This window comes from Mycobacterium sp. MS1601 (assembly GCF_001984215.1).
Lineage (GTDB): Bacteria > Actinomycetota > Actinomycetes > Mycobacteriales > Mycobacteriaceae > Mycobacterium.
Map to the genome: position 1 here is coordinate 5,816,588 of NZ_CP019420.1, position 15,585 is coordinate 5,832,172.

Annotated in this window: 11 protein-coding genes and 1 pseudogene; 2 read left to right on the forward strand and 10 right to left on the reverse strand. The window is 67.0% G+C overall.

The genetic code is table 11. From position 1 onward, the window contains the following. Positions 1-57: 57 nt before the first annotated feature. Entirely contained in the window at positions 58-969 is a 912-nt protein-coding gene (locus BVC93_RS27810; protein WP_083740223.1) for a LysR family transcriptional regulator, read from the forward strand. Positions 970-994: 25 nt separating this feature from the next. Here BVC93_RS27810 and BVC93_RS27815 read toward each other — a convergent pair whose 3' ends face one another. The 7 genes and pseudogenes from BVC93_RS27815 to BVC93_RS27845 form a co-directional block, all read right to left on the reverse strand. Next, a complete protein-coding gene (locus BVC93_RS27815; RefSeq protein WP_083740224.1) occupies positions 995-1,393 on the reverse strand; it encodes a VOC family protein in 399 nt (132 codons plus the stop codon). 74 nt (positions 1,394-1,467) lie between these two features. Continuing rightward, positions 1,468-2,298 (reverse strand): acyl-CoA thioesterase II, encoded by an 831-nt coding sequence (locus tag BVC93_RS27820; RefSeq protein WP_335583106.1) that lies wholly within the window; start codon positions 2,296-2,298, stop codon positions 1,468-1,470. A 38-nt stretch (positions 2,299-2,336) separates the two neighbouring features. Further along, the gene (pyk, locus tag BVC93_RS27825; RefSeq protein ID WP_083740226.1) at positions 2,337-3,755 is read right to left on the reverse strand and encodes a pyruvate kinase; all 1,419 of its coding nucleotides are present in this window, start codon (positions 3,753-3,755) and stop codon (positions 2,337-2,339) included. A gap of 88 nt (positions 3,756-3,843) precedes the next feature. Continuing rightward, the gene (locus tag BVC93_RS27830; RefSeq protein ID WP_083740227.1) at positions 3,844-5,346 is read right to left on the reverse strand and encodes a glutamate synthase subunit beta; all 1,503 of its coding nucleotides are present in this window, start codon (positions 5,344-5,346) and stop codon (positions 3,844-3,846) included. Then, a pseudogene (gene gltB, locus BVC93_RS27835) lies at positions 5,339-9,912 on the reverse strand (glutamate synthase large subunit). Before gltB ends, BVC93_RS27830 begins: the two are co-directional and overlap by 8 nt. Positions 9,913-10,095: 183 nt before the next feature. Continuing rightward, positions 10,096-10,515 (reverse strand): DUF2752 domain-containing protein, encoded by a 420-nt coding sequence (locus tag BVC93_RS27840; protein ID WP_083740228.1) that lies wholly within the window; start codon positions 10,513-10,515, stop codon positions 10,096-10,098. Continuing rightward, positions 10,505-10,930, reverse strand: a complete 426-nt coding sequence (locus BVC93_RS27845) for an NINE protein (protein ID WP_083740229.1) — start codon at positions 10,928-10,930, stop codon at positions 10,505-10,507. The genes BVC93_RS27840 and BVC93_RS27845 overlap by 11 nt, the downstream gene beginning before the upstream one ends. A 99-nt stretch (positions 10,931-11,029) precedes the next feature. Between BVC93_RS27845 and BVC93_RS27850 the strand changes: the two genes are divergently transcribed. Continuing rightward, entirely contained in the window at positions 11,030-11,524 is a 495-nt protein-coding gene (locus tag BVC93_RS27850) for a DUF427 domain-containing protein (protein ID WP_083740230.1), read from the forward strand. Positions 11,525-11,531: 7 nt separating this feature from the next. Here the strand turns inward: BVC93_RS27850 and lgt are convergent, their stop codons facing one another. Genes lgt through trpB form a run of 3 tightly spaced genes read right to left on the reverse strand, consistent with a single transcriptional unit; the run spans position 11,532 to position 15,579 of the window. Continuing rightward, on the reverse strand, positions 11,532-13,520 hold the full coding sequence (gene lgt / locus BVC93_RS27855; protein ID WP_083740231.1) for a prolipoprotein diacylglyceryl transferase: 1,989 nt from the start codon (positions 13,518-13,520) through the stop codon (positions 11,532-11,534). Next, positions 13,517-14,314 (reverse strand): tryptophan synthase subunit alpha, encoded by a 798-nt coding sequence (gene trpA / locus BVC93_RS27860; RefSeq protein WP_083740232.1) that lies wholly within the window; start codon positions 14,312-14,314, stop codon positions 13,517-13,519. Before trpA ends, lgt begins: the two co-directional genes overlap by 4 nt. After that, positions 14,311-15,579, reverse strand: coding sequence for a tryptophan synthase subunit beta (gene trpB / locus BVC93_RS27865; protein ID WP_083740233.1), 1,269 nt, complete (start codon positions 15,577-15,579; stop codon positions 14,311-14,313). The genes trpA and trpB overlap by 4 nt, the downstream gene beginning before the upstream one ends. Between the last annotated feature and the right edge of the window lie 6 nt (positions 15,580-15,585).

The window sequence follows — 15,585 nt, forward strand, 5'->3', positions numbered from 1 at the left end:
TCATGTCCACGTGATATTCGTGGACATACCGTTCGTGATTGATGAACAATTCAGGGCATGGATCCCCGGCGCCTGGAACTGCTGCTCGCGTTGGCCCAGCAGGGCTCGATGCGGGCGGTGGCCGACACCCATCACCTGACGACTTCGACGGTCTCCCAACAGATCGCGGCACTGTCCAAGCACGTGGGAACGGCGCTGATCGAGCCCGACGGGCGCAACGTCCGGCTGACCCCCGCCGGAGTACGGCTGGCCGATCATGCCGTCACCATCCTGGCAGCCCTCGAATCGGCCCGGCTCGACCTCGATCCGGACGCCGAACCCGCGGGCACCGTCCGGGTGGGCGGGTTTGCCACCGGCATCCGTGTGTCGCTGATGCCGGTGCTGGCCGCACTGCGCGACAGTCACCCCGACGTCGATGTGGCGATCAACGAATTCGAACCACTGGAGGCGTTCCGCTTGCTGGTCGACGACGACCTGGATCTGGCGATCACCTACGACTACAACCTGGCACCAGCGACCGTGAATGCCGTCCTGGAGACGGTACCGCTGTGGTCGGCTCCGTGGGGTCTGGCGGTCCCCGCCGCAGAGCCCGACCACTCCGGCGACCTGGCCGCCTATGCCGGCCGTCAGTGGATTGTCAACTCCCGCAACACCGCTGACGAGGTTGTGGTCCGGACGCTGGCCTCGTTGGCCGGGTTCACCCCCATGATCACCCACCAGATCGACACCCTGGATCTGGTGGAGGACCTGATCCTCGACGGCTACGGAGTGGGACTACTGCCCGCCGGCCGACGACCGCGGCCCGGCATCACGGTGCTTCCGCTGACCGACCCCGACGTGGTGATGACGGCCTACGCGGTGACGCGTCGAGGCCGTGGCGGCTGGCCGCCGTTGCGGCTGCTGCTGCAGCGGTTGCGGGCCGATGCCACAGTGCCGCACCTGGACCGGTGGCCACGCATCACGGTGTGACCGCCAGGCCGGACGAACCCGCGGGTCACGCCGGTGGAGCGAAGAACTCCAACGCGATGTTGTCCGGATCGCGGAACGAGATGCCCGAACCGTAGTGGCCGTTCTTGATGCCGCCGTGGGCAACACCCAGTGCGTCCAGTTTGTCGCGCCAGCCGATGAGTTGGTCCTGAGTGCAGCCGAAGGCGATGTGGTCCAACCCGGCTCGCCTCTCATCGAAGGGACTGTCGGCCTTGGATCCGGTGTGGGTGTGCAGGCCGAACAGCATGCCGTCGGCCAGGGCGAAGACAGTGTGGTGGAATGTGCCCGATTCCTCGTCCTCGTCGAGCACGGGGTCGGTCCCGAAGAGCTTCGAGTACCACTGGGTGCTGGCGGCGAGGTCGGACACCGTGACTGCGACGTGAGCCAGGCCGGGAAAGGTCGACATGGCTCGAACCTACGACCGCCCGACGCCGCCGCGTGCTGGGTTGACCGGAAACTGCCCACTCGGGCAGGTTGGGTTCACTTCCTGGCAGGAAAGTGCTTGATGATGCCTTCCTGCACCACGGTGGCGACGATGTTGCCCGCCGTGTCGAAGAAATGGCCGGTTCCCAGGCCGCGGGAATCCGAGGCCACCGGCGACGACGTCGAATAGAGCAACCAGTCGTCGAACACCACGGGCCGGTGGAACCACACCGAGTGGTTGATGGTCACGGCAAAGATCCGGTCGAAACCCCACGACAATCCGTGGGTGGTGATGATCGAGTCGAGAACCGTGGTGTCCGACGAATACACCAGCGCGGCGTGATGCAGCACCGGATCCTCGGGCATCGGCCTCTCGGTCTTCATCCAGACCCTGTTGTGCGGCAACCGCCCACCCTTGGTGCGCATCACCCAGGCCGGATCGTTGGTGTAGCGCCACTCGATGGGCTTGAGCGCCTCCACGAACAGCGGCACCGTCTCCTCGTAGCCGACCAGCAGATCGGTGATCTTCGGAAGATCATGTGGCGCAGCCACATCCGGCATCTCGACGCTGTGCTCCAGACTGCGACCGCCGGCCAGAAAGGACACGAACGCCGTCGTCAGCAGGGTGCCGTCCTGGGTGACATCCACCCGGCGGTTGGCGAACCGCCGCTCGTCGCGCAGCCGCACGACTGTGAACTCCAGATCCTTGGTGGGATCACCACCGGCGATGAAGTGCGCCGACAGCGCGTTCGGCGGCAGCTGATGCGGCACTGTGCGGCTGGCTGCCACAAATGCCTGCGCCATCATCTGTCCGCCGAACGTGCGGATCGGGTTCTTGCTGGGATGAGAGCCGAGGAAGGAGTCTTCGCCGGTGGCACGGAGATCCAAGACGTCGAGCAGCTCGTGGAAATCCGAGCGGTCCGAACTCAGTGGTCGTCCTCGCCTATCCGGTGCACGTGGATCAGGTTGGTCGAGCCCACCGTGCCCGGAGGGGCACCCGCGACGATGACCACCAGATCACCACGCTTGTAGCGGCCGAGCGCCAGCAGTGATTTGTCGACCTGGCGGATCATGGTGTCCGTGGTGTCCATCTTCGGCACGATGAACGTCTCGGTGCCCCAGGTCAGCGCGAGCTGACTGCGGACCTCGGGCAGCGCCGTGAACGCCAGCAGCGGCAACGGGGTGTGCAGCCGGGCCAGACGGCGCACGGTGTCCCCGGACTGTGTGAAGGCGACCAGCGCCTTGGCGTCCAGACGCTCGCCGATATCGCGTGCGGCATAGGAGATGACGCCGCGCTTGGTGCGGGGCACGTGGGTCAACGGTGGTGCGGCGGTGGAGTTCTCCTCGACCGCCGACACGATGCGGGCCATGGTGCGCACGGCTTCCAGCGGGTACTTGCCCACCGAGGTCTCACCGGACAGCATCACGGCATCGGCGCCGTCGAGAACCGCGTTGGCCACGTCGGACGCCTCGGCCCGGGTGGGCCGGGAGTGCTCGATCATCGACTCCAGCATCTGAGTGGCGACGATGACAGGCTTGGCGTTCTCGCGGGCCATCTGGATGGCCCGCTTCTGCACCAGCGGCACCTCTTCGAGCGGCAGCTCGACGCCGAGATCACCGCGGGCGACCATGATGGCGTCGAAGGCCAGCACGATGGCCTCGAGATTGTCGATGGCCTCCGGCTTTTCCAACTTCGCGATGACGGGGACCCGACGGCCGACCCGGTCCATCACCTCGTGCACCAGCTCGATGTCGGCCGGCGAACGGACAAACGACAGCGCGATGAAGTCGACGCCGAGTTTCAGCGCGAACTCCAGGTCGGCGATGTCCTTCTCCGACAGGGCGGGCACCGAGACGTTCATGCCCGGCAGGGACAGGCCCTTGTTGTTGCTCACCCGGCCACCCTCGGTGACCTTGCACACCACGTCGTCACCCTCGACGCTCTCGACGGTCAATCCGACGTTGCCGTCGTCGACCAGGAGCCGGTCGCCGGGCGCGGCGTCATGAGCGAGTTGCTTGTAGGTGGTGGACACGCGGTCGTGGACGCCCAGGACGTCCTCGACGGTGATGCGGACCGTCTCCCCCGTGGCCCAGAGCGTGGCGCCGGTGTTGAAGCGGCCGAGGCGGATCTTGGGGCCCTGCAGGTCGGCGAGAATGCCCACGGCGCGTCCGGTGGCATCCGAGGCGGTACGCACACGCTTGTAGTTGGCTTCGTGGTCGCTGTGCTCACCGTGGCTGAAGTTCAGCCGTGCGACATCCATGCCGGCTTCGACCAGAGCCTTGACCTGTTCATCAGTGCCAACGGCTGGTCCAAGAGTACAAACAATCTTCCCGCGTCTAGTCACGACGACTCAGCATAGTCGCAGTCAGGACCCATCTCGACCGATACAGATGTGTTGACGAAGCCGTCACCTGGTGCACACCTGGCAGCCATCAAACGACAGCCAGCGGCAATGCCGACGGTCGAACCGGTTCGGGCAGGTCCGACTCGCCCATCAAAAAGACGTCAACTGCATGCGCGGCGGCCCGCCCCTCGGCGATGGCCCACACCACCAGCGAGGCGCCGCGGTGTGCATCACCACACACGAACACGCCGGGCGAGTCCGTCTGCCAGTCCGAGCCGCACGGCAGGGCGCCCCGCCGGTTGAGCTCGAGACCGAGTCCGTCCAGCAGCGGCATGTGTTCGACGCCCTCGAAACCGATGGCCAGCAGGGCCAGATCACACGGCAGGGTCAACGGTTCACCGACCGGCGAGATATTGCGTCTGCCGTCGGCGTCGCGGGTCACCTTCACCTCGGCGATCTCGATGGCGACCAGGTTGCCGTCGGCGTCACCGACGAAGCGCTGCACGGCCACCTCGTAGCGACGCAGGCCGCCCTCGGCGTGGGCGGGCGAGGTCCGCAGCACCATGGGCCAGGTCGGCCACGGCGACCGGCTGTCATCGCGCAGTTCGGGTGGCTCGGGGTTGTAGTCGAGCTGCGTCACCGACGCCGCACCCTGACGGTGAGCGGTGCCCAGGCAGTCCGCTCCGGTGTCACCGCCCCCGATGATGACCACGTGTTTACCCGCCGCGGAGATGGGCGACGGGCCGTCGCCCTCGCACTCTTTGTTGGCGGGCACAAGGTGCTCCATGGCCAGGTGCACCCCGCTCAGGTGGCGCCCCTCGACGTCGCTGTCGCGACCTCGCAGCGCGCCGACGGCCAGTACCACCGCGTCGAACCTGTTGCGCAGCTCCTCGACGGACAGGTCGACGCCGACCTCACAGTCGGTGACGAAGCGGGTGCCCTCGGCGCGCATCTGGGTCAACCGCTGATTCAGCGTCGCCTTCTCCAGCTTGTACTCCGGGATGCCGTAGCGCAGCAGTCCACCGAGGCGGTCATCACGCTCGTAGACGGTGACATGGTGGCCGGCCCGCGTGAGCTGTTGCGCTGCGGCCAACCCCGCGGGACCGGAGCCCACGACGGCGACGCTCTTGCCGGTGGCAATGGCCGCGGGCTGCGGTTCGACGGTGCCGTCCATCCATGCCTGGTCGGCGATGGACTGTTCGATGCGCTTGATCGTGACACTGCCACCGGTCTGCGGCTCCGAGATGGACAGCACACAGGCCGCCTCGCACGGCGCCGGACACAAGCGACCGGTGAACTCCGGGAAATTGTTGGTGGCGTGCAACCGGTCCGAGGCGGCATCCCAGCGGCCGCGGCGCACCAGGTCGTTCCACTCCGGGATCAGATTGCCCAGCGGACAGCCCGCGGTTCCGGAGTGACAGAACGGAATTCCGCAGTCCATGCAACGACGGGCCTGCTGGCTCACCTCCGCCGCGCGCTGGTGCGGATCCTGCGCTTCGTAGACCTCGCGCCAGTCGCCCACCCGCTCGTCGACCGGTCGTTTGGCGGCCTCGACCTTGGGAACCTGCAGAAATCCCTGTGGGTCAGCCACGTGTCGCCTCCATGATCGCGGTATCGACGTCACGCCCCTCGGCCTTGGCCATCCGGGTGGCTTGCAGCACCCGCTGGTAGTCGGTGGGCATGATCTTGGTGAATTGTGCGCTGCGCCTGGGCCAGTCGGCCAGCACCGAGGTGGCCACGGTACTGCCGGTGTACTTTGCGTGGCAGGCGATGACCTCACGCAGCCACAACAGGTCCTCGGAGTCGGGCCGTTGCAACTCCACCATGGCGGTGTTGACCTTGGCCCGGCTCAGTCCCAGCACGTAGGCGATGCCACCGGACATCCCCGCCGCGATGTTGCGCCCGGTGGGTCCGAGCACCACCACGCGGCCGCCGGTCATGTACTCGCACGCGTGGTCACCCACACCTTCGGTGACCGCCAACGCCCCCGAGTTCCGCGCGGCGAACCGCTCGCCGACTCGACCCCGCAGGTACACCTCGCCGGAAGTGGCCCCGTACATCAGTGTGTTGCCGGCGATCACGTTGTCCTCCGGCAGGAAGAGCACGTCATCGGGCGGGCGGACCACGATCTTCCCACCCGACAGGCCTTTGCCCACATAGTCGTTGGCGTCACCCACCAGGTCGATGGTGATACCGGGCGGCAGGAACGCACCTACGGACTGCCCTGCGGATCCGGTCAGCTTCACCGTGATGGTGTCGGCGGGCAGGCCGGTGGCCCCGTAGCGGCGGGTGACCTCGGAGCCCAGCAGGGTGCCCACCGTCCGGTTGACGTTACGCACCGGCAGTTCCAGCACCACCGGGTGCGCGTCCTCCAACGCGCCTTCGGCGAGTGCCACCAGCGTCTGGTCCAGGGCGTACTCGAGCCCGTGATCCTGGTGCCGCACTCTGCGCCGCTGCCCCTGGCCGTTCTCGGGCACCGCGAAGATGGGGCGCAGGTCGAGGCCCTTGCTCTTCCAGTGCGCCACCCCGGCGTCGGTGTCGAGCACCTCGGCGTGCCCGACAGCCTCGTCGATGGTGCGGAAACCCAACTGCGCCAAGTATTTCCGGATGTCCTCGGCGATGAAGCGGAAGAAATTCTCCACGAACTCCGGTTTGCCGTTGAAGCGGGCCCGCAACTCGGGATTCTGCGTCGCCACTCCGACCGGGCAGGTGTCGAGGTGGCATACCCGCATCATGATGCAGCCCGACACGATCAGCGGTGCGGTCGCGAAGCCGAACTCCTCGGCGCCCAACAGCATCGCCACGACGACGTCGCGCGCGGTGCGCATACCGCCGTCACACTGCACGGTGATGCGGTCCCGCAGCCCGTTGAGCACCAGGGTCTGCTGGGTGTCGGCCAGACCGATCTCCCACGGCGCGCCGGCGTGCTTGAGGCTGGTCAACGGCGCCGCGCCGGTGCCGCCGTCATAGCCGGAGATCAGCACGACATCGGCGTGGGCTTTCGACACACCGGTGGCGACCGTGCCGACACCGACGGAACTGACCAGCTTGACGTGGATGCGCGCCTGGTCGTTGGCGTTCTTCAGGTCGTGGATCAGCTGCGCCAGGTCCTCGATGGAGTAGATGTCGTGGTGCGGCGGCGGCGATATCAACCCCACACCCGGCGTGGAATGCCGGGTCTTGGCGATGTTCGGGTACACCTTGTAGCCCGGAAGCTGGCCACCTTCACCGGGTTTGGCGCCCTGGGCCATCTTGATCTGGATATCGGAGGCGTTCACCAGGTAGTCACTGGTGACACCGAAGCGACCGGAGGCCACCTGCTTGACGGCACTGCGCCGCTGCGGGTCGTAGAGCCGATCTACGTCCTCACCGCCTTCGCCACTGTTGGAGCGACCGCCCAGCTTGTTCATCGCGATGGCCATGGTCTCGTGGGCTTCGGCCGAGATGGACCCGTAACTCATCGCCCCGGTGTTGAACCTGGTGCAGATGGCTTCGACCGACTCGACCTCACTGAGCGGCACCGGCGGTCGCAGCCCCTCCTTGAAGGTGAACAGTCCACGCAGCGCACCACCCTCGCGGGCCAGTCGGTCGACCTCCTCGGTGTACTTGGCGAACACCTCGTGGCGGCCCGTGCGGGTCGCATGCTGCAGCAGGAACACTGTTTCGGGAGTGAACAGGTGCAGTTCACCGTCTCGGCGGAACTGGTATTCCCCACCCACCGACAGCCGCCGGTGTGCTCGTTCGGTCGGGTTCTCCGGGTAGGCACGCCGGTGCCGGAATCTGACCTCCTCGGCAAGGACGTCGAGGCCGACGCCTCCGAGTTGGCTCACCGTGCCCGTCAGGTACTCGGCCACCACGTCACGGTCCAGGCCGATGGCCTCGAACGCCTGCGCCCCGGTGTACGAGGCGACGGTCGAGATCCCCATCTTGCTCATCACCTTCATCACGCCCTTGGTCAGCGCTTTGAGGTAATTGCGTACCGCGGTGGCGGTTTCGATGCCCGTGAGCTCACCCTCGCGGATCAGATCCTCGATGGACTCGAACGCCAGATACGGGTTGACCGCGGCGGCGCCGAAGCCGATGAGCAGCGCGATGTGGTGCACCTCGCGGGCGTCGCCGCTTTCCACCACCAGCGCCACCTTGGTGCGCTCCTTGGTGCGCACCAGATGGTGGTGCACCGCCGAGACCGCCAACAGCGACGGGATGGGGGCACGGGTGTGGTCGGAGTCGCGGTCGGAGATCACCAGTGTGCGTGCACCTTTGGCAATCGCTTCGCTGGCGCGCAACCGCAGGTCCTCGATGGCGTCGGCCAGCCCCTCGCCGCCGCGCTCCACGTCGTACAGACCGCGCAGCACCGTGGTCTTCAATCCCGGATGTTCACCGTCGTCGTTGATGTGGACGATCTTGTTGAGCTCGTCGTTGTCCAGCACCGGCCACGGCAACAGGATCTGACGACACGACGCCGCCGACGGTTCCAGCAGGTTCTGCTCCGGTCCCATCACCCGCGCCATCGAGGTGACGATCTCCTCGCGGATGGCATCCAGCGGCGGATTGGTCACCTGCGCAAAGAGTTCCACGAAGTAGTCGTAGAACAGCCTGGACCGCTGCGACAGCACCGCCGCCGGGGTATCAGTGCCCATGGAGCCCAGCGGTTCTCCCCGGATGCCGCCATGGGGGTGATCAGGATGCGCAGATCTTCCTCGGTGTAGCCGAAGGAGATCTGGCGGCGCACCACCGACTCGTGGTTGGGCGCCACCCGCGTGCGTTCGGGCAGCGTCTTGAGATCGAGTAGCCCGGCATGCAACCACTCGCCGTAGGGATGCTCCTCGGCCAGCTGATCCTTGATCTCCTCATCGGAGATGATGCGGCCCTGCGCGGTGTCGACCAGGAACATCTTGCCCGGCTCGAGACGGCCCTTGGCCACCACTTCCGCCGAGGGCACGTCGAGCACACCGCTCTCGCTGGCCAGGATGATGCGGTCGTCGATCGTGCGCCACCAGCGGCCGGGACGCAGGCCGTTGCGATCGAGCACCGCACCCACCACGGTGCCGTCGGTGAAGGTGACGCACGCCGGGCCGTCCCAGGGTTCCATGATCGAGGCGTGGAACTGGCAGAAAGCGCGGCGCTGCGGGCTGAGGTCGGCGTTGTTCTCCCAGGCCTCCGGGATCATCATCATCACCGCGTGCGGCAAGCTGCGCCCGCCCAGGTGCAGCAACTCCAGCGTCTGGTCGAAGGACGCGGAGTCCGATGACTCCGGTGTGCAGATCGGGGACAGCCGGGCCATATCGCCGCCGATCAGCTCGCTGGCGAGCATGGCTTCGCGGGCGTGCATACGGTTGCGGTTGCCGCGCACCGTGTTGATCTCGCCGTTGTGCGCCACAAAACGGAACGGGTGCGCCAGCGGCCAGGACGGGAACGTGTTGGTGGAAAAGCGGCTGTGCACGATCGCGATGGCGCTGGTGCAGCGTTCGTCACGCAGATCCTCGAAGTACTTCGGGAGCTGCATCGTGGTGAGCATGCCCTTGTAGGTGATGGTGCGACTGGACAGCGACACGAAGTAGACGCCGCTGCCGGTGGACTTGATCTCCGAGGTCATGTGGCCGGCCCGCTTGCGCAGCGGGAACACCCGGCGGTCGAGGTCCAGACCGGAGAGCCGGGTGCCGTCGGCAGCGGCGGGGGCCGCGACGAACAGCTGCGCCATGTGCGGCATGCAGCCCAGTGCGGTCTCCCCCACTTCGGCGCCTACCGGATCCACCGGAACCGTGCGCCAACCCAGGACTTCGACACCCTCGTCGGCGGCGATCTCCTCGACCCGGGCGCGAGCGGCTTCGCGCGCCTGCGGATCCTGCGGCAGGAAGCAGATTCCGGCGGCGAAGGTGTTGGCACCGTCGGCCGCGGGAGCGGGCAGTTCGAAGTCCACCACGTCTCGCAGCAGGTCGACCGGCATCTGCAGCAGGATGCCTGCGCCGTCACCGCTGTTGGGCTCTGCACCTGCCGCGCCCCGGTGTTCCAGGTGTTCCAGGGCGATCAGGCCGTCGGCGACGATCGAATGCGATCGCCGGCCCAAGATGTCGGCGACCATAGCGACACCGCAGGAGTCACGTTCCTGCTCGGGGTCGTAGAGACCTTGTGCTTGCGGCGTAGCCGAGAACAGCATCCATGTACCTCCGCAGTCGGAACTGCGGGAGTGAGAGATCTTGTGCACCAACGGCATTCGGATCTCAGGCTGGGCCGCAGTCTGACGTGTGAAACCCGGGACTGCACCGGCCCGACATCGGTTGGGCACCGTCTCGAAACGAATGCGTCACCGGTTGCCGAGTGTAACAGCGCTGTTGCCGAACTACCTGTCGAGAAGCGTCGGGACCAGCGGAAAGCCGGGGAGGTTGCGGGCCACGGTCCACGCCACGGTGGCCACCGCGATGGTGATGACCGCAGCCAGCGGCCACACCCGCTTGTGCTGGCGGCGGCGCAACACCACCCAGGTCAGCAGCAGCGGCAGTCCGATGAGGGCGAAGGCGTTGTCCGCCACGGCTGCGGCAAGATCACCGTGCAGCAGGTCATGCGTCATCCGCAGCCCACCGCAGCCCGGGCAATACCAGCCGGTCAGCGCATAGAACGGGCACGGTGGGAACAGCGAGCCGGGCCGGTGCGGGTCGACCAACCCGACGTACGCCAGTCCCCCGGCCAACACGACACCGGTACCGACCGCGGTGTACAGGCCGGTGCGGCGTGCGGGTGGCGACGCCCGATCAGGTTCCATCACGCAGCGGGCGGCCCTGCGGGTCGCGCACCTTGTCGGTGAGAATCAGCACCGCATCCACGATGCCCCAGATGACGGCACCGATGCCACAGGTCAACAGACCGACGATCAGCTGGACCACGCCGAGGCCGATATAGCCGAGGTACATGCGGCCGATGCCGACGAGCCCGAACAGTCCGAGCAGCTGCAGCAACCCGCCGATCAGTTTCGACTTCTCCGAGAAGGGCTCCCCGGTGAACGGGTGCCGGCCGTACGGGGCCGACGGGTCGTAGTACATCCCGGGCGGCGGGGGCGGCGGGTACTGCCCTGCGCTGTACTGCCCGTAGTCCGGTGGGGGTGGCGGCGGGTAGCCGGAGTTGGGTGGCGGCGGCGGGGTGCTGTTGCCGGGATTCGGTCCGAACTGAGGGTCCGTCATACCGCCAAGGATGCCAGATCACCGAACCCCGATTCCGCGACCGCGCCAGTGTTTCGGGCTTTCCACCGTGAGCTTTCCGGGTTTCCCTACCCTGGAGCCATGCGCCCGGTTCCCGACGTCCCCGGCCCCCGTCAGGAGTCGGTCTGGGACTATCCCAGACCACCGCGGGTCGAGGAGGTGTCCGTCGCCATCACGGTGGAGCTGGGCGGTCGCGTCATCGCCGCCACCGGGCAGGCATGGCGGGTGCTCGAGACCAGCCATCCGCCGACCTACTATCTGCCGCGCGACAGCTTCGCCGACGGTGTTCTGCGGCCGACCTCGGGGTCGTCGTGGTGTGAGTGGAAGGGCCAGGCCGGCTACTTCGACCTGGTAACACCCACGCGGACGGCGGAACGGGCAGCCTGGACCTACCCGCGGCCGAAGCCGGGGTTCGAGACGATCGCGAATGCCGTCGCGGTGATGGCGGCGGCGGTGGATCGGTGCACTGTCGACGGCGAGACCGTGCGGCCCCAACCCGGCGGGTTCTACGGGGGCTGGATCACCAGTTCGGTGACGGGCCCGTTCAAGGGCGTGCCCGGATCGATGGGCTGGTAGGCCGGAACTAGCGCCGGCGGCGCAGTAGCCGGCTCAGCCGGGAGCCTTGCTGCTGGTCCGGTTGCGGCTCGGTGACCACGGCATAGTCACTGGCCGAACTGGCCGACTCGGCAGGCTGCTCTTCGGGCTCGTCGAACGGGTTGTCGTCCTCGGCAGTCTCCGCCTCGCCTTCGGCGGCCTCTTCCTCGCCAGCGTCGGGCTCGTCGAGCTCTTCCTGCTGCTCGGAGGCCGGCGCTACAACCTCGGCAGGCTCCTCGAAACTCTCGAGATCGTCTGCATCAACCGGATCGTGATCCTCGTCGATCAGTTGAGCTTCCTCGGCCTCGGCCTCAGGCTCCTCGATCAGCGCCTCGCCTTCGACAGCCTCTTCCTCCTCGGCGGCCTGCTCATCAACCTCAACCTTGGCGTCGGGCTCGTCGAGCTCTTCCTGCTGCTCGGACACCGGCGCGCCGACGGCAACGGGTTCGTCCAGGCTCTCCAGGTCCTCTTCGTCAACCGGATCGTGATCCTCGTCGATCAGTTGAGCTTCCTCGGCCTCGGCGTCGGCCTCGGCTTCGGTCTCGACCACGACGTCGCCACCGGCGGTCACCTCGGCCTCAGGCTCCTCGATCAGCGCCTCGCCTTCGGCAGCCTCTTCCTCCTCGGCGGCCTGCTCATCAACCTCAACCTTGGCGTCGGGCTCGTCGAGCTCTTCCTGCTGCTCGGACACCGGCGCGCCGACGGCAACGGGTTCGTCCAGGCTCTCCAGGTCCTCTTCGTCAACCGGGTCGTGATCCTCGTCGATCAGTTGAGCTTCCTCGGCCTCGGCGTCGGTCTCGACCACGACGTCGCCACCGGCGGTCACCTCGGCCTCCCGATCGGCCTCGTCCAGCTCAGGCTCGTCCAGGTCGGGCTCGTCGGCCGGCACTTCGGCGGTCAGGAGATCGTCCTCGTCGACCGGCTCGGGTTCCGGCGCCGGCTCGGCGTCCAGCTGCTCGATCAGGGCTGTGGTCTCGGCGTTCGCGGGGTCCTCGTCAGCCGTCTTCTCCTCGTCGGCCGCCACCGTGGCCGCCGCCACCGCACCGGTGGTCGCAGCCGCAGCCACGACTTCCTTCTCCGCCTTCTCGACCACACCCTCGGATTCCGGCGCGTTGCCGCGCAGCGTCTCCGGAGCTTCGCGGCCCTTGGGCGCCAAGATGAAGTAGACGATGGCGCCGATGAACACGAACGTCGCGGTGAACGAGTTGATCCGGATGCCCGCGATCAACGTGGCGAAGTCGTCGCGCATGAGCTCGACACCGAAGCGGCCGATGCAGTAGCCGGCGACGTACAGGGCGAACAGTCGTCCGTGACCGATCTTGAAGCGCCGGTCCACATAGATCAGCAGGGCGAAAACCAGCAGGTTCCAGAGCAACTCGTACAGGAACGTCGGGTGCACCACGTAGGCGACCTCGCCGTTGGACACACCGTTGAGCGAGTTGACGTCGACGATGCCCGACGGGTCGACCCGGTAGAAGACCTCCATGCCCCACGGCAGATCGGTGGGCCGGCCGTAGAGCTCCTGGTTGAAGTAGTTGCCGAGCCTGCCGATGGCCTGGGCCAGCACGATGCCGGGAGCAATGGCGTCACCGAAGGCCGGCAGCGGGATCCCCCGGCGTCGACACCCGATCCACGCCCCGACCCCACCGAGCGCCACCGCACCCCAGATGCCGAGGCCGCCCTCCCAGATCTTCAGCGCGGCACCGAATCCAGCGCCCTCGGGCCCGAAATACTTCTCCCAGTCGGTGAGGACGTGGTAAACACGTCCACCGATCAGGCCGAACGGCACCGCCCACAAGGCGATGTCGTAGATGACACCGCGCTCGCCGCCGCGTGCCTCCCACCGGCGGTCACCGATGATCAGCGCGGCGATGATGCCGACGATGATGCACAGCGCATAGGCACGAAGCGGGAACGGACCGAGGTGCCAGACACCCTGTGGCGGGCTGGGGAAGGCGGCCAGAAGCGTCGTGCTCACCCAGGAACCTCAGTCACTTTCTGCCGGACGCCGGCTGCGAGTTCCTCGGTCAGGGCTGCCACGGCGGGCAGTCCGCTTTCCAGCGCGGAGACCAGAGCCGAGCCGACGATCACCCCGTCTGCGTACGAAGCGATGTCGGCAGCTTGTTCACGAGAGCGCACACCGAGTCCGACGCCGACCGGGATGTCGGACACCGCTTTGACCCGGGCGACCAGTTCCGGCGCCGCGTTGGACACCACCTCCCGCGCACCGGTGACACCCATGGTCGATGCCGCATAGACGAAGCCGCGGGAAGCTTCGACGGTCGCCGCCAGCCGTTCCGGGGTCGAGGACGGGGCCACCAGGAAGATCCGATCCAAGCCGTGTTCGTCGGAGGCGACGAACCAGTCGTCGGCCTCGTCCGGGATCAGGTCCGGCGTGATGACACCCGCTCCACCTGCCGCGGCCAGATCCCTGGCGAAGGCGTCGACGCCGTAGCGCAGTACCGGGTTCCAGTACGACATCACCACCGCCTGACCACCGCGGTTGCTGATCGCTTCGACGGCCCTCAATGCGTCGCGCACCCGCACACCGCGCTTGAGGGCGATATCGGTGGCAACCGCGATGGTGGGGCCGTCCATTCCGGGGTCGGAGTAGGCGATTCCGACCTCGATGAGATCGCAGCCGGCGTCCACCAGTGTCGTCATGGCCTCGATGGAGGTCTGCACGTCGGGAAAGCCGGTGGGCAGGTATCCGATCAGCGCGGCGCGGTCCTCGGCTCGGCAACTGTCGAACAGCGGTCCCAGCTTGCTCATGACTGCACCGCCTCGTCGTCGAGCAGGCCGAACCACTTGGCCGCGGTGGCCACGTCCTTGTCGCCGCGTCCGGAGAGGTTGACGATGATGGCCGCGCTGGGCCCCATCTCGATACCCAACTTGAGTGCACCGGCGACAGCGTGAGCGGATTCGATGGCCGGGATGATGCCTTCGGTACGGCACAGCAACCGGAACGCATCCATGGCTTCGGTGTCGGTGACGGGGCGGTATTCAGCGCGCCCGACGTCCTTGAGCAGCGCATGCTCGGGTCCGACGCCCGGATAGTCCAAACCTGCTGAGATGGAATGGGATTCGATGGTCTGACCGTCCTCGTCCTGCAACAGGTAGGAAAACGATCCCTGGAAGGCACCGGGTGAGCCGCCGGTGAAAGTGGCCGCATGCCTGCCGGTTTGAACCCCGTCGCCGGCGGCCTCGAAACCCACCAACCGGACAGCCGGGTCATCGATGAAGGCGTGGAAGACGCCGATGGCGTTCGATCCCCCGCCGATACAGGCGGTGACCGCGTCGGGCAGCCGGCCCAGCTGATCCTGGATCTGCACGCGGGCTTCCATGCCGATGATCCGCTGGAAATCGCGGACCATCAGTGGGAACGGGTGCGGACCCGCGGCGGTGCCGAAGGCGTAATAGGTGCTGTCGGCGTGGGCCACCCAATCGCGGAAGGTCTCGTTGATGGCGTCTTTGAGCGTCTTGGAACCCGACTCCACCGACACCACCTCGGCGCCGAGCAGTCGCATCCGCGCCACGTTCAGCGCCTGGCGGGCCGTGTCGACGGCACCCATGTAGATGACACACTCGAGGTCCAGCAGGGCACACGCCGTGGCGGTGGCAACCCCGTGCTGGCCCGCACCGGTTTCGGCGATGACCCGGGTCTTGCCCATCTGCTTGGCCAGCAACGCCTGCCCCAGCACATTGTTGATCTTGTGAGAACCGGTGTGGTTCAAGTCTTCTCGTTTGAGAAACAGGCGGGCGTTACCGGCATGCTCAGAGAGTCGTTTGGCCTCGTACAGCGGCGACGGACGACCGCTGTAGTTCTTCTGGAGGTCGTCGAGCGTGTCGAGAAACGTCTGATCGCTGCGCGCCTTCTCATAGGCGGCGGTGACCTCTTCGATGACAGCCATCAGCGCCTCGGGCACCAGCCGGCCGCCGTAGCGTCCGAAGTGCCCGCGGGCGTCGGGGTCATGCGATGTGGGCTCGGCGATGGCCGCGCTCATGCGCGGCAAGTCGTTGTTGGACAAATCCACCATCAGAAT